The organism is Novosphingobium sp. 18050, from assembly GCF_902706195.1.
Lineage (GTDB): Bacteria > Pseudomonadota > Alphaproteobacteria > Sphingomonadales > Sphingomonadaceae > Novosphingobium.
On the sequence record NZ_CACSJO010000001.1, the window covers coordinates 338,559 to 358,452 of the forward strand.

The 19,894-nt window shown below is 66.7% G+C and carries 15 protein-coding genes; 6 read left to right on the plus strand and 9 right to left on the minus strand.

Going from position 1 to position 19,894, the window contains the following annotated elements; genetic code table 11:
- Positions 1–69 precede the first annotated feature (69 nt).
- Both GVL61_RS01810 and GVL61_RS01815 read left to right on the plus strand, forming a co-directional pair.
- Positions 70–525 carry a MarR family winged helix-turn-helix transcriptional regulator gene (locus GVL61_RS01810; RefSeq protein WP_159976286.1) on the plus strand — a complete coding sequence of 152 codons (456 nt, stop codon included), beginning with the start codon at positions 70–72 and terminating at the stop codon, positions 523–525.
- A gap of 10 nt (positions 526–535) precedes the next feature.
- Entirely contained in the window at positions 536–949 is a 414-nt protein-coding gene (locus GVL61_RS01815; protein ID WP_159976289.1) for a thioesterase family protein, read from the plus strand.
- Positions 950–1,081: 132 nt separating this feature from the next.
- Here the strand turns inward: GVL61_RS01815 and secA are convergent, their stop codons facing one another.
- Both secA and GVL61_RS01825 read right to left on the minus strand, forming a co-directional pair.
- Positions 1,082–3,841, minus strand: a complete 2,760-nt coding sequence (gene secA, locus GVL61_RS01820; RefSeq protein WP_159976292.1) for a preprotein translocase subunit SecA — start codon at positions 3,839–3,841, stop codon at positions 1,082–1,084.
- A 114-nt stretch (positions 3,842–3,955) separates the two neighbouring features.
- Positions 3,956–4,216: a hypothetical protein gene (locus GVL61_RS01825; RefSeq protein ID WP_235037495.1), complete on the minus strand. Its 261-nt coding sequence runs from the start codon at positions 4,214–4,216 to the stop codon at positions 3,956–3,958.
- A gap of 203 nt (positions 4,217–4,419) precedes the next feature.
- On the opposite strand from GVL61_RS01825, the gene GVL61_RS01830 reads away from it, so the two are divergent.
- The 4 genes from GVL61_RS01830 to GVL61_RS01845 are packed head-to-tail and all read left to right on the plus strand — an operon-like array spanning position 4,420 to position 8,134.
- Positions 4,420–5,445 carry an acyltransferase gene (locus tag GVL61_RS01830; RefSeq protein WP_159976298.1) on the plus strand — a complete coding sequence of 342 codons (1,026 nt, stop codon included), beginning with the start codon at positions 4,420–4,422 and terminating at the stop codon, positions 5,443–5,445.
- A 31-nt stretch (positions 5,446–5,476) separates the two neighbouring features.
- Positions 5,477–6,703, plus strand: coding sequence for a bifunctional glutamate N-acetyltransferase/amino-acid acetyltransferase ArgJ (gene argJ / locus GVL61_RS01835; RefSeq protein ID WP_159976301.1), 1,227 nt, complete (start codon positions 5,477–5,479; stop codon positions 6,701–6,703).
- Position 6,704: 1 nt separating this feature from the next.
- Positions 6,705–7,328 (plus strand): glutathione S-transferase family protein, encoded by a 624-nt coding sequence (locus GVL61_RS01840; protein WP_159976304.1) that lies wholly within the window; start codon positions 6,705–6,707, stop codon positions 7,326–7,328.
- Positions 7,325–8,134 (plus strand): inositol monophosphatase family protein, encoded by an 810-nt coding sequence (locus GVL61_RS01845; RefSeq protein WP_159976307.1) that lies wholly within the window; start codon positions 7,325–7,327, stop codon positions 8,132–8,134. Before GVL61_RS01840 ends, GVL61_RS01845 begins: the two co-directional genes overlap by 4 nt.
- 108 nt (positions 8,135–8,242) lie before the next feature.
- Here GVL61_RS01845 and trxA read toward each other — a convergent pair whose 3' ends face one another.
- The 7 genes from trxA to GVL61_RS01880 all read right to left on the minus strand — a co-directional run bounded on the left by trxA (position 8,243) and on the right by GVL61_RS01880 (position 19,716).
- Positions 8,243–8,563, minus strand: coding sequence for a thioredoxin (gene trxA / locus GVL61_RS01850; RefSeq protein ID WP_159976310.1), 321 nt, complete (start codon positions 8,561–8,563; stop codon positions 8,243–8,245).
- Positions 8,564–8,655: 92 nt separating this feature from the next.
- Complete coding sequence (addA, locus tag GVL61_RS01855; RefSeq protein WP_159976313.1) at positions 8,656–12,192, minus strand: double-strand break repair helicase AddA; 3,537 nt, start codon at positions 12,190–12,192, stop codon at positions 8,656–8,658.
- A complete protein-coding gene (addB, locus tag GVL61_RS01860; protein ID WP_159976316.1) occupies positions 12,189–15,191 on the minus strand; it encodes a double-strand break repair protein AddB in 3,003 nt (1,000 codons plus the stop codon). Before addB ends, addA begins: the two co-directional genes overlap by 4 nt.
- Positions 15,184–15,909 (minus strand): nucleotidyltransferase family protein, encoded by a 726-nt coding sequence (locus tag GVL61_RS01865; protein WP_159976319.1) that lies wholly within the window; start codon positions 15,907–15,909, stop codon positions 15,184–15,186. The genes addB and GVL61_RS01865 overlap by 8 nt, the downstream gene beginning before the upstream one ends.
- Positions 15,906–16,922 carry an aminoglycoside phosphotransferase family protein gene (locus GVL61_RS01870; RefSeq protein WP_159976322.1) on the minus strand — a complete coding sequence of 339 codons (1,017 nt, stop codon included), beginning with the start codon at positions 16,920–16,922 and terminating at the stop codon, positions 15,906–15,908. Before GVL61_RS01870 ends, GVL61_RS01865 begins: the two co-directional genes overlap by 4 nt.
- Positions 16,919–17,362, minus strand: coding sequence for a tRNA (adenosine(37)-N6)-threonylcarbamoyltransferase complex ATPase subunit type 1 TsaE (gene tsaE / locus GVL61_RS01875; RefSeq protein ID WP_159976325.1), 444 nt, complete (start codon positions 17,360–17,362; stop codon positions 16,919–16,921). The genes GVL61_RS01870 and tsaE overlap by 4 nt, the downstream gene beginning before the upstream one ends.
- Entirely contained in the window at positions 17,359–19,716 is a 2,358-nt protein-coding gene (locus GVL61_RS01880; protein ID WP_159976328.1) for a PAS domain-containing sensor histidine kinase, read from the minus strand. Before GVL61_RS01880 ends, tsaE begins: the two co-directional genes overlap by 4 nt.
- Positions 19,717–19,894 lie beyond the last annotated feature (178 nt).

The window sequence follows — 19,894 nt, forward strand, 5'->3', positions numbered from 1 at the left end:
TCACTTGCAGGAATCGACATGTTCGCCCCGGGCGCTATGGAACCTCCCGAAAAAGGAGCTTTCGAGGCGATGGCCGAGTCCGATAAACCTGCATCTGCAAGCACCCTGGACTTACGCGTCTGGGTACGCCTGCTGGACTGCGCGAAGATCATCGAGAAGCGCCTGCGCCGCAATTTCGAGGATCAGTTCGGCACCACCCTGCCCCGCTTCGACATTCTGGCAACGCTGGACCGAGCGCCGGACGGCTTGCGCATGGGCGAACTGTCGCGCGCGCTGCTGGTCTCGAACGGCAATGTGACCGCCATCGTTCGTCAGCTACAGGAGCAGGGTTTCGTTAATTCGCGCCCGGCCCCGGACGACGGCCGCTCGGCAATCGTGTCTCTGACACAGCAGGGCCGCGCCCAGTTCGTTGCGCTGGCCGAAGCGCATCACGGCTGGGTCCGCGAAGCGCTCGCCGAGTTTCCGGAAAGCAGCCAGCGCCACCTCCTCGACCTGCTGACGCAGCTCAAGTCATCCATCGCCTAGGATAGCCAAGATGCCTTTCACCACCCGCGCCCAGGTGCGCTTCGCCGATGTCGACCCGGCGGGAATCGTCTTCTACCCCCGCTACTTCGAAATGCTGAACGGCGCGGTCGAGGACTGGTTCGAGCAGGATCTGGGTATGGATTTCGCGGCGATGCATCTTGAGCGCCGCATCGGCGTGCCGACCGTAAAGCTGGAAACCGAATTCGTCTCGCCGAGCCGCCTTGGCGACCGGCTGGAGATCATCATTACCCCCCGGCGCCTCGGCCGCACGTCCTGCGGAATCTCCGTGGTATTCACCGGCGAAGGCCGCGAACGACTGCACGCGCAGGTCGTGCTGGTGTGCATGGACCTCGACAGCCATCGCCCGGTCGAATGGCCCGAAGGCGTGCGCGCTGCAATCGAGGCCGGGCTGATCGCGGCCTGACTTGCGGGCCCGGGACGCAGGGCTTCGACGCCGTAGGTGAAACCGGCTTCGATCCCAAATTCCACACCACCTACGAAAAAGGCGCCGCCCGGCTGAAGCACAGGCAGCGCCCTTTCGTTTACTCTTGTACTTTTAGACGAGCGCGCCGTGGCAATGCTTGTACTTGTTGCCTGAACCGCAAGGGCACGGTGCATTGCGGCTGATCGGCAGGTCGGCAAACGGGTTGCCCGCCTGCTCGGCGCCATCATGGCCACTGGCACCCTGCTCGATGAAGCCCTGCGGGCTACCGGCGAGCGAGCCGAACAGCGCCGGGTTCAGCGAGGAGCCGTCGCCGTCTTCGGAATTGTCGAGGCCGGTGAAGGGATCGATGTGGCCGGTCAGGAAGTCGGGCAGTTCGGGCAGCTGCGCGGGCTCGGGCATGCGCAGTTCGCTGACCGAGATGATGCGGGTCACATCCTCGCGGATCGTCTCCAGCATGCGCTCGAACAGGCTGAAGGCTTCCTGCTTGTATTCGTTGATCGGCTGCTTCTGCGCATAAGCGCGCAGGAACACCACCTGGCGCAGCGCGTCGAGCGTGGCGAGGTGCTCCTTCCAGTAGTGGTCAAGACGATCGAGCAGGATCGACTTTTCCACCTGCCGCCAGATCGCCGGATCGTCCTGCGACATCTTCTCGTTCATCTGCGCTTCGGCGATGTCCGAGATGCGCGTTTCCACCACCTCGGGATCGATCCCGTCCTCTTCGACCCACGCTTCGATCGGCGCATCGACATTGAGGATGTCCTTCGCCTTTTCCTTTAGCTCCTCGATCTTCCAGTGCTCTGGGTAGGAGCCCGGCGGGCAGGCGTCGGCGATCAGGGCGTTGATGGTGTCGTTGCGCATATCGACGACGACGTCGTCCACGGTCTCGGCGTCCATGATGTCCGAACGCTGTTCGTAAATGACCTTGCGCTGGTCGTTCATCACGTCGTCGTATTCGACGACCTGCTTGCGCACTTCATAGTTGCGCGCCTCGACCTTCTTCTGGGCGGTCTCGATGGCCTTGGACAGCCACTTGGAGCCGATCGCCTCGCCGTCCGCGAGGTTGTTGTTCATCATCTTGGAGAACAACGTGTCGGGGCCGAAGATGCGCAGGAGGTCGTCCTCGAGGCAGAGGTAGAACTTCGAGAGCCCCGGATCGCCCTGGCGGCCCGAACGACCGCGCAGCTGGTTGTCGATGCGGCGGCTTTCATGGCGCTCGGTGCCGATGACGCAAAGGCCGCCGGCTTCGAGGACGAGGCGCTTCTGCTCACCAACCTCGGCCTTGATCTTGGCCACGGCGGCATCGCGCTCGGGGCCTTCCGGCATGTCGCGCAGTTCGTCCTCAACGCGGAATTCCACGTTACCGCCCAGCTGAATGTCGGTGCCGCGGCCCGCCATGTTGGTGGCGATCGTCACCGCACCGAGGCTGCCGGCCTGAGCGACGATATGCGCTTCCATCTCGTGGAAACGGGCGTTGAGGACCGAGTGCTTCACGCCTTCCTTGTTGAGGAAGTCCGACAGCAGTTCCGACTTCTCGATGGAAACGGTGCCGACCAGGACCGGCTGGCCGGTTTCGTACTTGGTGCGGATGAGCTTGGCGATGGCGGCGAACTTGTCCACCGTGTTCTTGTAGAACTCGTCTTCCTCGTCGACGCGCATCACGGGCACGTTGGTGGGAATGGTGACGACGTTCATCTTGTAGATGTCGTAGAATTCGCCTGCTTCGGTCGCGGCGGTGCCGGTCATGCCCGAAAGCTTGGGATACATGCGGAAGTAGTTCTGGAAGGTGATCGAAGCCAGCGTCTGGTTCTCGGGCTCGATGCGCACGCCTTCCTTGGCCTCGACGGCCTGGTGCAGGCCGTTCGACCAGCGACGACCGTCCATCATGCGTCCGGTGAACTCGTCGATGATGACGACCTTCTCGTCCTTGACGATATAGTCGGTGTCGCGCTTGAACATGACCACGGCCTTGAGGCTCTGGTCGAGGTGGTGAACCACCTGCGTGTTTTCGACGTCGTAGAGGTTCGAGCCTTCAAGCAGGCCGGCGGCTTCGAGCATGCGCTCGGCCTTTTCGACACCGTCCTCGGTCAGGCTGATGTTCTTGGTCTTCTCGTCCGCCTCATAGTCCTCGGGGACCAGCTGCTTAACCAGCACGTCGACCTGGAGGTAAAGGTCCGACTTGTCGTCCGTCGGGCCGGAGATGATCAGCGGCGTGCGGGCCTCGTCGATCAGGATCGAATCGACCTCGTCGACGATCGCGTAATTGAAGGGACGCTGCACCATCTGGCTGCGCTCGTGCTTCATGTTGTCGCGCAGATAGTCGAAGCCGAATTCGTTGTTCGTACCGTAGGTGATGTCGGCTGCGTAGGCCTCGCGGCGCTCGAATTCGTTGAGGTTGGGCACGATCACGCCGACGGTCAGGCCGAGGAACCCGTGGACGCGCTCCATCTGCTCGGCGTCGCGGCGGGCGAGGTAATCGTTCACGGTGACGACGTGGACGCCCTTGCCTTCCAGCGCGTTGAGGTAGGTCGCGGTGGTGGCGACGAGGGTTTTGCCCTCACCCGTGCGCATCTCGGCGATTTCGCCGCGGTGCAGGACCATGCCGCCGATCAGCTGGACGTCGAAGTGGCGCATGCCGAACACGCGGCGCGAAGTTTCGCGCACTGTGGCGAAGGCCTCGGGCAGGAGATCGTCGAGGGTCGAGCCGTTCGCGAGCATCTCGCGGAACTTGATCGTCTGGGCAGAAAGCTCCTCGTCGCTGAGGGCTTCGATTGCCGGTTCGAAGGCGTTGATCTGCGCGACGACCTTGTCGAGCGACTTGACGTAACGCTCGTTGGACGAGCCGAAGATGGACTTGACGAGTGCGCCGAGCATGGCGGGAAATCCCTGTTTTTCGTGAATGCGTAAAATCGAAGGTGCGCGCAGCCGGGGCATGGCCCGGGCGCGTCAAAAGCTCGCGAGAACGCGAAGAGTTGCAAGCGCAGCGCGTTATTCGCGCGCGCGGTCTATCCCGGTAAGAACTGTCGCCACGGCAACCGGAACCGGCGCAGCGATACGCGGCGGGGCATGGAGCCGGGTATTGCGCAGGCCCGGTTCGGGCAATTGCGCCAATGCAACGGGTGCGCGGGGCGCCTTGATCGCCGCCACTTCACGCGGCGTCGCCACCTGCACGCTTGCCACCCGCGACGCACACGCGTCGACAGGGCCGATCTGCGCGGCAAGGCCCGTCAGCAGGGCAAGCAGGGTCAAGAGCAGGCGATGAGCCATGACAGAGCAGATAAGGACGAGTCCTCGACCTGTCCACAGTAGAGGCCGGATAAGCGCAAGGAAAAGCGACGACGGCAATGTCGCCCAACCTCGCAGGACACTCGCGCGGTGCCGCCGCGCCTGCGCTGCTTACCACTTATTCACCCTGTTTGCGCTAGACACGCAGGTGTGAAAGGGGGGCGAACATGATGCACGAACGATCGAAGCGCCTCGTGCTGCTCGACGGGATGCGCGGTATCGCCGCCATCGGCGTGGTCCTGTTTCATGCAGAACTGGCCGGTCCGGGCGTCATCTTCTCACGCGGATACCTGTTCGTGGACTTGTTCTTCCTGCTTTCGGGTTTCGTACTGACGCTTGCTTTCGACGCCCGCTTCGGACCGGAACTGCGCGTCGGCACCTTTCTGCGTCAACGCCTGCGTCGGTTTCTGCCGCTGGTCGCAACCGGGTCACTGCTCGGGGTGCTCGCCGTCCACGGGCAAGACTATAAGCCCATAGCCTTCCTCCTATCCTTCGTGGTTTCGGCGACATTGATCCCGTTGCCGATGACGATGATGTTTCCGCTCAATCCGCCGCAATGGTCGCTGATGGTCGAACTGGTCGCGAACGGGGTTCATGCGCGCTGGCTGCACCGTATCCCGGCGCGCATACTGCTGCTTTTCGCCGGAGCCTGCGCGGCGGGCATGGCCGCGATGATGATCCGGGCGGGCGAGGGCAACCTGGGCGCCGGCATCTGGCAGCTCCCGACGGGCCTGCTGCGCGCGGGATGGTCTTATACGCTCGGCATCGTCTTCGCCCGCATCTGGCGTGTCCGCAGTACCCGTATCCCGGCAGACTGGCGCATCGCCCTGCTTGCGCCCCTTGCCGTGACAACCGCCCTGCCGTTCCTGCCGGCACCGGTTTGGGCAGGCGATCTGATGGTCATCCTTGCTATCTTCCCCGCGCTGTTCTGGATGGCTGCCGGAGCCGTAATACCACCTCCCTCGGCCGAGCGATTGCTGACGGCGCTGGGCGCGATTTCCTTCCCCCTCTACGCGGTCCATTTCCCGATCCTGCGCATCGCCGACGAACTGGGCAACGAGACCGGGCGCGCTTTCGGCGTTGCTGCGGCGATTGCCGTATCGGCCGCGTTGGCCTTTGCCGGCCCGCAGTTGGCCGCCTTCAGAAAGCGACGTCTCGCAAACTCGGCAGGCGGAGCCGTCGCCGACGCTTGACCTGTCACAACCATGCGTTACCCAGCCCGCCATGGCCTACCCCGTCTCCCCGCTCGCCTCGCCCTTTCCCGCCCTGCCCGCGATCGCGGGCGTGACGCCGCATGTCGTGCGCGCCGGCTACAAGGACTGGGGCCGCTGCGACCTCACATACGTCACGTTCGAGGAAGGCACCGCCGTCGCGGGTGTCTTCACCAGGAACCTGTGCTGTTCGAGCGAAGTTGAACTGGGCCGTGACAACGCGACGCAGGGCCGTGCCCGCGCGCTGGTGGTCAATGCCGGCAATTCCAACGCCTTCACCGGCTACCGCGGCCGCGAGGCGGTGGAGCAGATCATGGACCAGGTCGCTGCGCATATCGGCTGCGCGCGCGAGCAGGTGTTCGTATCTTCTACCGGCGTAATCGGCGTGCCGCTCCCCAAGGATAAGGCGCGCGAGGGCGTTGAAAAGGCGTTCACCGCCCGGCCCTGCACCTGGGAAGAAGCCGCCAATACCATCGCCACCACCGACACCTTTGCCAAAGGCGCGACGGCGACCGCGATGATCGGCGATACCAAGGTAACGATCAGCGCCATCATCAAGGGCTCTGGCATGATCGCGCCCGACATGGCGACGATGCTGGGCTACCTGTTCACCGACGCGGCTGTGGAGCCGGCGTTCCTGCAGGCCTGCCTTTCCGCTGCGAACCTGCGCACGTTCTCGTGCATCACCGTCGATTCGGACACCTCGACCAGCGACACCGTGCTGGCCTTCGCCACCGGCAAGGCCGGCAACGCCCCGCTCACCTCGTTCCAGAGCGATGGCGCCCACGCTTTCGCCGCCGCCGTCCATGACGTGTGCCGCCAGCTCGCCCACCTCGTCGTGCGTGATGGCGAAGGCGCGCAGAAGTTCATTGCGGTGGCCGTTACCGGCGCCGTCTCGGACGAGAGCGCGCGCAAGGTCGGCATGGCCATCGCCAACTCACCGCTGGTCAAGACCGCCATCGCCGGCGAGGACGCCAACTGGGGCCGCGTCGTCATGGCCGTAGGCAAGGCAGGCGAACCGGCCGACCGCGACAGGCTGTCCATCGGTTTCGGCGGCACCTGGGCCGCGCGAGAGGGCCTGCCACTGGCCGACTACGACGAAGCCCCCGTTACCGCGCATCTCAAGGGCCATGACATCTCGATCGAGGTCGACCTGGGGCTTGGCGACGGCAGCGCGACCGTGTGGACCTGCGACCTGACGCACGGCTACATTTCGATCAACGCTGATTACCGGAGCTGAAATGGCCTCTCCCATATTCACGCTCTGGGGGCGACTGAACTCCCACAACGTCAAGAAGGTCGCCTGGTTTGCCGAGGAACTGGGTCTCAAGTACGTGCGCAACGATATCGGCGGCCAGTTCGGCTACACCGACGACTATCTCGCCAAGAACCCCAACCGCCTGATCCCGATGATCGAAGACGGCAAGGTTGTGCTGTGGGAATCGAACGCCATCCTGCGCTACATGGCGGCGGAATACGGCGGCGAGCGCTGGTTCCCGCGCGATCCCATCGACCGCGCGCTGGCCGACCGCTGGATGGACTGGCAGTTCGCCTATGCCGACGCTCAGCGCGTGCCCTTCCTCAGCCACGCCCGCACCCCGCGCGAGAACTGGAACCACGAAGTCATCGCCCGCGACGTGGCAACCTGCGCCCGCCACATGGCAGTGCTGGACAAATATCTGACGGAAAAGCCATGGCTGTCGGGTAACACGTTCGGCATCGGCGACATTCCCATGGGCGTCTATGCCTATACATGGTTCAGCCTTCCCTTCGAAAAGCCGGAGTTCCCAGCCGTTGCCGACTGGTATGCCCGGCTATGCAAACGCCCCGGCTTTGCCGCGCAAGTGATGATCCCGCTGACGTGATAACGCCCGCCCTTCACGCCGCCGTCGAAGCCATAATGCGCGAGGCGAGCGAGAGTGCGATCCTGCCGCACTACCAGTCGCTTACGGCCAGCGAGATCGACAACAAGGCGGCCGACGACGTCGTCACCATCGCCGACCACGAAGCCGAAGCCCTGCTGACCGAGCGCCTCTCCGCCCTGCTGCCCGAAGCCTCGGTAGTCGGCGAGGAAGCCGTGTTCGAGGATGCCTCGGTGATGGAGCGCCTGAAGGACGGCTTGTGCTGGATCGTCGATCCGGTGGACGGCACCAACAACTTCGCTGCCGGCAAGCCGCCCTTCGGCGTGATCGTGGCGCTGGCGGACAGGGGCGAAATCCTCGGCGGCTGGATTCTCGACTGCCTCACCGGCCGCTTTTGCCAAGCCGGCCTCGGCACCGGCGCCTGGATCGACGGCACGCGTATCACCGCCCGCACTACCGGCGAACACCCGCCGGTCGCGGCCATTTCGACGATCTTCCTCGATGACGGGGCGCGTGAAAAAGTGCTCACCCACATCGCCCCGCACTACCGCCTTGTCGACATTCCGCGCTGCGCCGCCGAGCAGTACCCGCGCCTCCTGCTGGGCACGAACGACATTTCAGTCTTCAACCGCACCCTGCCCTGGGACCACGCAGCGGGCGTGCTGCTGCTCAACGAGGCCGGTGGCAAGGCCGCCCGCCCCGACGGCAGCGCCTACCGCGCCGACGAATACGAACGCCGCGACCTTATCGGCGCATCGAGCCCGGCGCTATGGGACGGTTTCGCGGAAATCGTCGCAAGGATCGGCTAATCTTCCCCCCCTCCTCCGAAGCGGTCGGGACTTTCAGCACAAAGAAAAAGCCCCCACCGCGCGCGCGGTAGGGGCCTTTCACCTGACCGAAGCGGTCAGCTCAGCAAATCAAAGTTCGGCTTCGAGCCAGCCCTTGAGCGCGTTCTTGGGCGCAGCGCCCAGCTTCTGCGCGACCGGCTGGCCGTCCTTGAACAGCACCAGCAGCGGGATCGACTTCACGCCGATCTGCGCCGGAATGCCGGTGTTGGCCATGATATCCATCTTGGCGATGGTCACCTTGTCGGCAAGTTCTTCGCCGATCTCTTCGAGAGCCGGGCCGATCATCTTGCACGGACCGCACCAATCGGCCCAGAAATCCACGAGGACGGGCTTGTCGGACTTGAGGACGTCGTCCTCGAAGCTGGCGTCGGTAACGGCAATGGTGGACATCGAATAGCTCCTGGGAAATGTGTCGGGGGGAATAAAGTGATGAGCAATCTAGGGATGAAACGCGCGGACGCAACGCCGCGCGCATGAAAGCTTTACGCGCGCACCGTCAAGTCCGGCTTGTGCAGTGCCAGAACCCCGGCCGGGACTTCGATCAGCAGCGGCACCGCAGTGTAGAGCAGCGCCACTTCGACGTCTCGCCCCGGAAACGTCGCTTCCAGCGCGGCAGCGTAGGCGCCCATCTGACGCAGCACGCCTTTCGGCACCTTGTCCAGACCCTCTGGCGGGCGCCGCGCACTCTTGTAGTCGACAAGGCGGATGCGCGTCGGCTCGATCACCAGGCGGTCGATCGTACCGGCAACTACCTGCCCGCCCACGACTGCCGCCACCGGCACTTCGGCAAGACTATCGGGTGCAAAGAGATCTGCCCAATCCGGGTTACCCAATACCGCCATCGCGCTTGCCAGCAAGGCCGCGCGGTCCTCCTCGTCAAGGTCGGCAGCATGGCGCGCCAACCAGGCCGAACCGGCGCTTTCGCGCATATCCGGGGCCACTTCGGGCAAACGTTCGAGCAGCTTGTGCACCAACGTACCACGCCGGGCAGCATCGCGCCCCGCTCCCGGCGGAAACGGCGGGTCGGGCGCGTCTTCCTCGCCCAGCGCGGAAGGTGCAAGCGGGCGCGGCGGACGCGGTTCGGCGGGGGGGCCACGCTCCAGCCAGACCGGTAGCGGATCGCGCAAGTCGAGCTGCGCCGCAGCGGCCTTCACCGCGACCGGTGCCGCCAGACCGCCGTGCTCACACCGCGCGCCCCATATCGGATCGGCAACCTCGGCCCCTTCAGGGAACACGTCGCGCAGGCGCGCATACCAGCTTTTCGGGCTCGGCCCCTCGCGGTCCTTCGGCCCCAGTGCCCCGCCCACGAACAGCGCTTCCTCGGCGCGAGTCATCGCGACGTAGAGGAGCCGCCAGTGCTCCTGCTCATCAGCGCTGCGAGCATCCTCGATATGCTCGGCAATGCGGCCCTGCTTTTCGTCTTTCGACAGCGGCGGTAGCGGAATGGTCCGCGCCGCATTGACAGGGTCGGGCAGGTCCATGCCGCGTTCGCGTGCGTTATCGGGATTGCTTGTGGCGTCGGCAAGGATCACGATCGGCGCTTGCAGGCCCTTCGAGCCATGCACCGTCATCACCCGCACCAGACCTGCGGCATTGTCAGCCTCGCGCTTCAGTTCGCCGTCACCGGCATCGAACCACGCGAGAAAGCCGGCAAGGCTGGGCGTATCGGTGACGACGTAAGCTTTCGCCGCATTGAGTAGCTCGTCGATCGGATCGTTCGCTTCGCTGCCCAGCCGCGCAACCAGCCGGCGCCGTCCCTGCCAAGGGCCTACCAGCAGCCAGTGCAGCAGGTCCTGCGGCGGATTGAAATCGGCGCGCCCGAGGAGATCGACCAGCTGCGCCATTACGGCAGCCACCTCAGGCTCGCGCGAGCGGCGCATGTGTTCCCACAAAGGCGTATATTTCGGACGATAGGCATGGGCCAGAAGCTGCTCCTGGCTCCACCCCACCAGCGGCGAAACCAGTAGCCCGGCAAGGTTGAGATCGTCGAGTGGCTGCACTGCGAAACGCAGCGCTGCGACCAGATCCTTGACCGCCAGCGGCGCGCCCAGCCGCAGGCGGTCGACGCCCGCCACCGGCACCCCTGCCGCATGGAGCCGGGCGACGATCAATCCGGCCAGTTCCTTGCGCTGGCGCACCAGCACCATAATATCGCCCGCACCCGCGCGGCGCGGCGCACTCTTGACCAGCGTCAGGCCGGGGCCGTGCGGGTCGAGCCATTCACGGACCTGAAGCGCGATGCGCTCGGCCATCTGCCGGTCAGGGCGCGACAGCCAGTTCGGCGCGGTGCCGTCCTCGCCATCTTCCTCGCCTGCGCCCTCGTCCTCGCCATCCGAGGCATCACTGACCGGCCGCCATAGCGCGACGTAGCCCTTGCGGTCCTGCCCTTCGTGCCGTCCGGGCGGTGCATCCAGCCCGAAGTTTGCGTGACCGATGCCGACGATCGCCTCGTCCACGAAATCCAGCACCGTCTGCGCCGTGCGGAAGGAACGATCCAGCCCGAGTTCCAGCAGATTGCGCGGGGTAAAGTTGCTGCGCAGCATCTGCGCGTTCTGCGCCGCCTCGCCCATCTCACGCCGCACGCGGTCGGCGGCGCGGCGGAAGTTCTCGGGGCTGGTGCCCTGAAAACGGAAGATCGCCTGCTTGTAATCGCCCACGACGAACAGCGTGCGCATCAGTTCACCGGCGCGGCCCGCATCGCCGCCATCCCCGCGCCCCTCATGCTGGCCAAGGCCGGCCCAGAACTCGCCCGCCATGGCGAAGATGATATCCCACTGCGCAGCATTGGTATCCTGCGCTTCGTCAACGAGGATATGGTCGAACCGCCGGTCCAGCTTGTAGCGGATCCAGTCCGCCTGCTCACGATTGCCCAGCAGATCGGCGGCGCGGCGGATCTGGTCGTCGAAATCGATCAGCCCCTCGCGCTGCTTCGCCTCGTCCCAGGCGATCGCGAAAGCCCGGCCCAGCCGCAGCGCCGGGACCAGCCGGTCGGCAAGGTCCAGCAGGCCCCGCGCACTGCGGATCGCGCCGATGCGCTCGACCACGCGGGCGCAGTATTCGGGATAGGCAGGGTCGATCTTGTCCTGAGACTTGCTCGCCTTGGGCTCACCCTTCTGCGTCAGGAACACGCCGGTCAGCGCGTCCAGCCCGGCCAGTCGCTGCGCAGCGTCGCCCAGCAACCATTCACTGATCGCATCGACCGCGCCAAGCCCGGTCTTGGTGCCCCACTGGTGGTTCACCTCCATGCAGCGACGCAGCGAGGCGACATCGAACGCAGCATCGGCGCATTGACCGGCAAGCCAGTCACGGTCTGCCTCGGGTGACAGGCCGACCAGCCGCAGCACATTCGCGCGCATATCGCCCGCCTGCCAGCCGCCAGGCCCGAACCACGCCGAGCGCGCGGAGGCGCAGCGCAGCAGGAACCCGAGCACGGCGTCAGGGCCATGCCGCAGCGACAGCCCTTCCACCGCGCGCAGCAAAGTCGGGTCGCCCAGCGGATCATCCTGCGCATTCACCAGCAGATCTGCCAGAACCTGCCGGGCCAGCAGGTCGCGCTCGCGCTCCTCCATCGGGCGACTGCCGGGAATGAGATCGGCTTCCTGCGGGAACGTCGCCAGCAGCCACTGCGAGAAGGCATGGATCGTGTCGATCCGCAGCCCCCCGCCCGGACTGTCGAGCACAGAGGCGAACAGCGTGCGCGCACGCGCCTTGCTCTCGGCGCTGGCGGTCGCCCCGATGGCAGCCAGCCGCATCCCCAGCGCTGTGTCGTCCAGCCGCACCCATTCGGCCAGCGTGCCGTTAATGCGCGCAGCCATCTCGGTCGCGCCCGCCTTGGTGAAAGTGAGGCACAGGACCTGCGATGGCTCGACGCCCGGTTGCAGCAAAAGCCGCAGCACGCGTGAGGACAGCACCTGCGTCTTGCCCGTGCCCGCCGAGGCGGAAAGCCACACCGTCTCCTGCGGATCGACCGCAAGCATCTGGTTCCCGTGCAGCGGATGGACGGTTGCCGGGCCGCTCATGCCGCGTTCTCCCCGCCATGCGCCGTGCTGCCGCCCAGCGTCGTGATCCACTCGTCCAGTCGCATCAACTGGTCGTAATCGGCATAACTGCCCAGTTCCGGGTTCAGCCTTGCGGTGAAGGCCTCGGCGCCCAGAATCCAGCGGTCCAGCGCGTCGTTCAGGTAGCGCATCGTCTCGGGCAGGAAGTCCTCGCGCGGGATGCCGGACTTCTTGCGGCCCTCCAGCACGGGTTCGAATTCATAGCCCATCGCGCCGTCCTTGGCCTTGCCCATCGACCAGTATTCGAAACCCTCGGCCTTGCCCGAAACCCCTTCGAACCCGCCCGCCTCTGCAATCAGCGCGACAAGGCCAAGCTGCAGCGCAAAGCCTTCCTGCACGCGCCGCCCGGTCGGCGGCTGGCCGGTCTTGTAATCGACCACGGCAAGGGTGCCGTCCTCGCGCCGGTCGAGCCGGTCGGCGCGGCCGTGGATGCGCACTTCGCGGTGCTGCATGTCGCCCCATGCCTCCACCGCGAGGACTTCGCGCCCGGCAGCCTTGGCGGCGATGATCTTGCGCTCGAACGTCTCCAGCGCGGCGGAGAGGCGCGGCCACCACAACGCGCGCATCAGCGGGTGGGCGTTCTGGTCGGTCAGCACCTGCTGGGCGATGGCGTGAAGGCCGCCTTCCGGCTCGCCGGCGCGGTGCCACAGCTCCATGATGAGGTGCGCCACTTCGCCCTTCCACGCCGCGCTCGGCTCGGCATCGAGACCGTCGAGGCTGCGCAGGCCCAGGATCGCGCTGGCGTAGAACTGGTAGGGATCGCCGCGAAGACGGTCGAGTCCGGTCACCGAAAGATCGACACGCCGCTGCTCCGCCGAGGGTTCCGGCTGCGGGCGCGGGTGCGCGAGAACCGCCGGGGCATCGTCGATCAGCCGGGCCAGACGGACGGCCTCGCCCTCAAGGTGGCGGCCCAGCTGGTCGCCCAGCATCGCGCGCACCCGCAGCACGAAGCGCGAGGGGATCACCGGGCCGCCCTCGTCCCTTTGCGCCCAGCTCAGCACAACCTCCGGCGCGCCCAATGCTGCGGCCAGATCGTGCGCGGCAAGGCCGATGCGGAAGTCCGCGCCGGGCACGCCAAGCGCGCGCAGCACGGCAGGCGGCAGCAACGAATCCTGCGCCGGGCTGGCCGGCCAGACACCCTCGACAAGCCCGCCGCAGATGACCAGATCGGCGCGGCTCATGCGCGCTTCGAGCAAGCCGTAGATCGAGACGCGCGGGTGCCCGCCCCAGGGCGGACGCACCGAGGCGCGGTCCATCGCATCGCGCAGCACGGCGTGCAGTTCACGCGGATCGAGCAGCGTTCCCGCCGCCCCAGCGGCATCGCGCAGTTCCTCAACGAAAGCGCCCAGCGCGCGGCCGTCCGCTCCGCTCCACACCGTCTCGCCGCACATTGCCTCCGCCGCATCGGCCAGCATCTCGAGCAGCTTTTCCAGCGGCTCGGCATCGCTCAGCGCGAACAGCGGAGTGAGCAGCGTTTCCACCTCACCCCACCAGTCGCCCAGCTTCGCCTCCTGCGCCTTGGCGGCCACCGGCGCGAGGCCGACGCCGGGGCGCGGCCCCCGCAGCGCAAGGTCCAGCCGCCGCGCATTCTCCAGCCAGCGCGGGCGGCGTTCGCCTGCCCCCGCCAGCGGATGGACCAGCAGCGCGATCAATGGCACCGGCGCGGCCTGCTCGGCCACCACTTCCGCCAGCAGCAGCATGAGCCGCCCGGCGGCAGTCTGCGGCAGGGGCCGACCGGCGGTGTCGTCGGCGGCGATGCCCCAGCGTTCCAGATGCGCCACGACGCGCGCGGCGAGGCCCCGGTCCGGCGAGATCAGGGCGACGCGGCGCTCAGGCGTTTCCAGCGCCTCGCGCATCAGCACTGCGATGGCCTGCGCCTCCTCGCCGGGGTGGGTGCTTTCCATCAGGCGCACGCCGGAAAGGCGGCGATGTTCGGCGGGAAGATCAACCCACGCCGCAGATGCGCGCGGCGGCAGGAACAGGTTGGAGATCACCCGGCGGCGCTCTGGCGGGGCGGCAGCGGGGCCGGAGCGGTGCCAGGCCTGCACTTCGTCGCGCCGCAGATCCATGCGGTTTAGCAGCAGTTTCAGGTGGTACTGCGGGTGCGTCACCGCATCGCCGCGGCCGAACGGCGGGTCATCATACTGCGCCGGATTGCCCGCAGTGCCGAGTTCGTCCCAGACCTCCGCATCGAGTGACAGGTCGAGATCGGGCAGAACGACGCTGCCCTGCTCCATCTCGCTCACCACCCGCAGCAATTTCGCGAGGGCAGGCGATGCGCCCGTCACGCCGGCTGCCACGACGGGCCATGCAGGCGGGTTTTGCGCCCAGCGCGCGGCGGCGTGATCGAACAGGCGGTTGCGGCGTTCCGGCGCGTCGATTTCCCCGCGTGATGCGAGTTCGGCGATCCAGTGCTGCTGCACCATCAGGAAGGTGCGGGTATTGTCGGTCCAGTGGCCCGCCATCTCGCCCACGATGCCGATTACGCGGTCGGACAGCAGGTCGATCGGGGCGATGCCCTCGGCCAGAAGGCGGTCCATCGTGCGCCCGATTTCCCAGGCGCGTCGCAGCAATGCCGCGCCTTTCCCCGCAGCATCGCCTTCGACTTCGCGCAAGTAATGGGCCAGCCGCAGCCAGCGTCGTGTCGGGTCCGCAGCAGGCGGAATATCCGCCGCGCCCAGAGGATCGAGCAGCGGGCCAAGCGTCTCGTCCAGATCAAGGTCGCCCACCACCACCATGCGCGGCAGCAGCAGGCCGGTGCCGGAATGACGCACGAACGCCTCGGTCATCGTGCGTACGGTGCGGCGGCTCGGCAACAGCAACGTCAGCCGCGCAAGACCAAGCTCGCCTTGCGTGTAACGCGGCACGAGGCCAGCTACCAAGGCATCGGCAAAACCGCGATGGGCAGCAATCGAGTAGACTTGGGGGCCACCTTTACCGATGGGCGCCCTGTCAGGCACGCGTCAGCCATTCCTCGGTGGGCTTGATCGCTGCGGGTTCACCCACTTCGAACCACAGGCCCATATGCGAGATGCCGTAGAGGCGGCCTTCCTCGATCGCGCGGCTCCACAGCAGGTTGGTCGAGAACGGACCCTCGGGCGCATCGCGCAGCAAGCGCTTCGATACGATCTGGATGCCGGTGTAGATGAACGGCGCGACCCGGCCCGGACGGCGGCGGGTGACCTTGCCGTTCGGATCGAGGTGGAAATCGCCCTCGCCCCGGTAATGAAACGCACGGGTGTGCGGCACCATCAGCAGCAGCGCGTCCATGCGCTCAGCGTCCCAGCCCTGCGACAGTTCGGCGAAGACATCGCTGGGGCCGTCGAGCCAGATGTTGTCGCTGTTGAGGCAGAAGAACGGATCGGGCATCAGCGAGGCCGCGCGCACCATGCCGCCGCCGGTTTCCAGCAGCTGCTCGCGCTCGTCAGACAGGGTGACCTGCGGCGCGGTCTTGCGCACCTTCAGGTGGCCTTCCAGCGCATCGGCCATGTAGTGGGCATTGACCACCGCATGGGCGATGCCGGCACTGCCGACCTTGTCCAGCGCATGGTCGATCAGTGACTTGCCGGCCACGCGCACCAGCGGCTTGGGCTGGCTGGCGGTGAGCGGACGCATGCGCTTGCCCAGCCCTGCGGCCAGGATCATCGCCGTGTCGCTGGCGAGCGGCTTGTCACTCATCGCTCGAAGGTGCCCCCGTCGGCATCGCGCAAGGTTGCCGGAATATTTGCATCGAACCACGCCGCGACCGGCCCCAGCGCCGGGTGGGCGAGATCACGCTCCAGCATGGCCCATACGCGCGGGATCAGGTCGAGGTAGCGCGGCTTGCCGTCGCGGCGCCACAGGCGCACGAAGATGCCGATGATCTTGACGTTACGCTGCGCACCAAGGCGCGCATAATCGGCCAGGAACATGTCGGCATCAGCGCCGGACCCACGCACATAATGGTCGAACATCTGCGCCTCCAGCTCAGGCGAGACATCGCGGCGCGCGTCCTGCAGCAGCGAGACGAGGTCGTAAGCCGGGTGCCCCACCAGCGCGTCCTGGAAATCGAGCAGGCCCTGCTTCTCCAGGCTGCCGAGCAGCATGATATTCTCGGCGTGATAATCACGCAGCACGGTGACGCCGCTCTGGCGCTGGCGGCCGAGCAGTTCGGCCATGACCGACTCCCAAGCCGAAACAAAACCGGCGACATCGACGTAAAGGTTCTGCGCGGTGCAGTACCAGTCGATGAACAGACGCACCTCGCGCTGGTACTCGCTCATCGAATAGTCGCGGAAGGGCCCTGGCGGCAGCTGGTGCAGCCTGGTCAGCGCATCGACGGCTGCGGCATAAATCGCAGGCTCGTCGGCCGGCCACTGATCGAGATAGTCGCGCATCCGCGCCTCGCCGAAGTCCTCGATCAGAACGAGGCCGCGCACGGCGTTCTCGGCCAGGATGTGCGGCGCGCGCATGCCGTTGGCGTCGAGCCAGTGCGCCGCGCGCAGGTACGGTTCCGGGTCTTCGTTGGGCGGCGGTGCGTCCATCAGCATGGCGGTTTCGCCGCTGGCCTTGCGCACGCGGAAATAGCGCCGGAACGAGGCGTCGCCGGGCAATGGCTCCACCTCGGCAGCGCCCCAACCGGCGGCGGCGAGGAAAGCGTCGACGCCCTCGGGCAGGGACGTGGCGGGCAAAGGGACAGTGTTCTGCGTCATCGTGGCATCCGCCCTAGCCAATCTGGCCCACCTTCGACAATGGCGATCCTGCCCTCTTCCGCAACTTCCAGCGTGATTGAAAGGCAGCCCGGCTCATGTGCGAAGCCGCCGGCGTGATCGGGCCACTCGGCGATGAGAGCCGCGCCGCTGCGGTAATCGTCCAGGCCGATTTCCTGCGCCTCGTCCGGGTGCTTCAGGCGGTAGAAGTCGGCGTGGACCAGCGGCAGGCGGACGGCCGGCGGATCGTAAGGCTCGATGATGGAGAAACTGGGCGACGGCACCTCGCCGTCATGGCCAAGTCCGGCGATGATCGAGCGCGCCAGCGTGGTCTTGCCCGCGCCAAGCCCGCCGGTCAGCGCGATGACATCCCCGGCGCGCAGTTCCTGCGCAATCGCACGGCCAAGGCGGTCCATCGCGGCGAGATCAGGCAGCGCGATCATGGCAATTCAATGATCGCACTGGTGCCCTTGCCCGGCTCGGACGCGAGGCGCAGCGATCCGCCGTGGGCCTCCACCAACTGGCGGGCGAGCGGCAGGCCAAGGCCCTGTCGGCGATCCACGCTCTTGCCGTCCGCGCTCACCTTCATGCCGTCAAGCGCGCGGGCCAGGCTGCGGCTGTCGAGCCCGGCGCCCTTGTCCTGCACCACGATCCGCACGACATCCTCCCCCGCAGCCGACTTGCGGCGCGAGACATGGACCAGCACGCGTGCCCCGCGCGGCGAGGCGGCGATGGCGTTGTCGACGATGTGGCCGATGGCGCGCGCCAGCCGGCGGCGGTCGGCCACTAGCGGGCGCATCAGGCCATTGGCCTGCAGGTCCAGCGTCAGCCCCGCCTTCTGCAGCCGCCCTGCCCGTTCCTCGACCACGGTGCGCACGAAAGGCATCGGGTCGATCTCTTCCAGCTTGAGCGGGAGCAAGCCCGCTTCGCTCTGCGAAAGGTCGAGCAGGCTGTCGATATGTTCGCCCAACTGCGCCGAGGCGGTGATGATCGAGCCGACATAGTCCTTGCCCGCATCGCTGAGATCGCCGCCGAGGCCGATCTCCAGCATCTCGGCAAAGCCACCGATCGAGGTCAGCGGGGTGCGCAGTTCCTTGCTCATGTTGCCAAGGAAGCGGGTCTTGATTGCATCGGCCTCTATCAGCGCGGCGTTGCTTTCGCGCAGGGCGTCCTCGGCCTTTTGCGAATCGGTGATGTCCAGCACCGCCAGCAGGCCATTGCCATCGGGCAACGGCACGCCGGCAAATTCCAGCATCCGCCCGTCCGCCAGCGCGATGCGCCCGCCGGTCTGCGTGCGGTCGAGCGTCGCGGCCCGTACGACGTTGCCGACCGTCTCCGCCTCCACCGGGCGCTTCAGGCGCGGGGCGATCTTGCGCAGCAGCGCTTCGATATGCGGGTGGGTGTCGAGGAAATCGCTGTCCAGCCCCCAATCGGCGGCGAAACGGCGGTTCCAGATCTGCATCCGGCCATCGGGCGCAAAGACGGCGATCGATTCGAACAGGCTGTCGAACGTGGCTGTGCGGGTGCGCAGCAGAGTGTCGCGCATGGCGGAAAGGCGCAGCTGTTCGGTGCGATCCTCGACGATCAGCAGCAAGCCGCCATCGGGGACCGGCTGGGCGACGATGCGCAAATGCGTGCCATCCGCCAGCGCCCACGGCTCCTCCTGCGTACTGCCGGCGGAAAACCAGGCGGCCTTCTCGCGCCGCCATGCCGGGAAGTCGCGCGCCTCGGGTACGCGGCCGGCATCGCGCGCGGCATCGAGCAGGCGCTCGAACGCGGGTGGATCGACCAGGATGCGGCCATCGAGCTTGAAGAGGCGCTGGAACGGCTGGTTGGCGAACGTCAGGCGGCGCTTGGCGTCGAACTGGGCGACGCCGGCGGAAAGCTGGTCGAGCAGCGCGCGCTGCGCCTCGCGGAAGGCGCGGAACGAGCGCGACATTTCCTCAAGGTCTTCGATGTCCACCGCGTAGCCCGCCACGCCGTCCTCGCCCAGCGGCAGATCGCTGACGCGCAGGGCGCGGCGCTGGCCGTCGATGGTGGTGGAGACGATGCGCTCGATAGGGATGCCCTTTTCCATCGCCTGACGCGCGACGTGCCCGGGGGCGATGCCGTCCACCGCCTCGATCAGTTCGGTACCCTTGGCGACCACCGCATCGGCGCTTTCGGCGCCCACGGCGGCGACATAGGCGTGGTTGACCAGTTGCAGTTCGCCGTCCGGGCGGCGGAACCACATCGGCATCGGCGCGGCCTCGATCAGCGAGACGAGCGCGTGGAAATCGCCGCGCGCGCGGGCGGCTTCATCGCGCAGGCGGGTGAGTTCGGTCTCGCTGTCGCTGAAGTCGAACACCCAGACCATCGCCGCGCCGCCAGGGGACACCTGCGGGTCGGCAAGGTGACCGCGCAGGGCCAGGCTGCGGCTCGATCCGTGGGGCGTCGCCACCATGCGGAATGGCGCGGCGGTCTTCTGGCAGCGGCGCACCGCTTCGGTCAGTTCGGCCAGCTTCTCGGCAGGCAGGCCCTTCCCGTTTCCATCGAGTTCGGAGAGATATTGCGGCACCCCGTCCAGCCCCAGCCACTGGCCAAGGCGCGGGCTGGCCTCGATCCGGCCGTCGGTGCGCACCAGCAGCGGCAGCGCCGGCGATTCCTCGACCATGCGGCCAAGACGGCGGGCGGAACGAAGCTGGTGTTCGGCGCGGTTCTGGCGAGCGCGGGCGGCCAGCACGGCCCAGGCGGCAGCCATGGTCCAGGCGCCGAGCAGCAGGCCGATCAGAACGGGCAGGAAGCGGGAGAATTCCATTGCGCAAGGCTATGCTGCGCCCCGCGGGTGCTGACAATGGGGGATGGCGCGATTCTGGTAGATACGCGCGCCCGAATTGCCACACGAAATCACCAGCCAGCAAAAGCGGCATGATGCACGGGGGAAATCAAGCAGCTGAAAACGAACATCGGGCCGACGCCGGGAGCGTCCTTGCAAG

Excerpts from the sequence above, each read along its gene's own strand:
- GVL61_RS01810 (WP_159976286.1), top strand. The coding sequence starts at position 70 with ATGGCCGAGTCCGATAAACCTGCATCTGCAAGCACCCTGGACTTACGC.
- GVL61_RS01815 (WP_159976289.1), top strand. The coding sequence starts at position 536 with ATGCCTTTCACCACCCGCGCCCAGGTGCGCTTCGCCGATGTCGACCCG.
- secA (WP_159976292.1), bottom strand. The coding sequence starts at position 3,841 with ATGCTCGGCGCACTCGTCAAGTCCATCTTCGGCTCGTCCAACGAGCGT.
- GVL61_RS01830 (WP_159976298.1), top strand. The coding sequence starts at position 4,420 with ATGATGCACGAACGATCGAAGCGCCTCGTGCTGCTCGACGGGATGCGC.
- argJ (WP_159976301.1), top strand. The coding sequence starts at position 5,477 with ATGGCCTACCCCGTCTCCCCGCTCGCCTCGCCCTTTCCCGCCCTGCCC.
- GVL61_RS01840 (WP_159976304.1), top strand. The coding sequence starts at position 6,705 with ATGGCCTCTCCCATATTCACGCTCTGGGGGCGACTGAACTCCCACAAC.
- trxA (WP_159976310.1), bottom strand. The coding sequence starts at position 8,563 with ATGTCCACCATTGCCGTTACCGACGCCAGCTTCGAGGACGACGTCCTC.
- addA (WP_159976313.1), bottom strand. The coding sequence starts at position 12,192 with ATGAGCGGCCCGGCAACCGTCCATCCGCTGCACGGGAACCAGATGCTT.
- GVL61_RS01865 (WP_159976319.1), bottom strand. The coding sequence starts at position 15,909 with ATGAGTGACAAGCCGCTCGCCAGCGACACGGCGATGATCCTGGCCGCA.
- GVL61_RS01870 (WP_159976322.1), bottom strand. The coding sequence starts at position 16,922 with ATGACGCAGAACACTGTCCCTTTGCCCGCCACGTCCCTGCCCGAGGGC.
- tsaE (WP_159976325.1), bottom strand. The coding sequence starts at position 17,362 with ATGATCGCGCTGCCTGATCTCGCCGCGATGGACCGCCTTGGCCGTGCG.
- GVL61_RS01880 (WP_159976328.1), bottom strand. The coding sequence starts at position 19,716 with ATGGAATTCTCCCGCTTCCTGCCCGTTCTGATCGGCCTGCTGCTCGGC.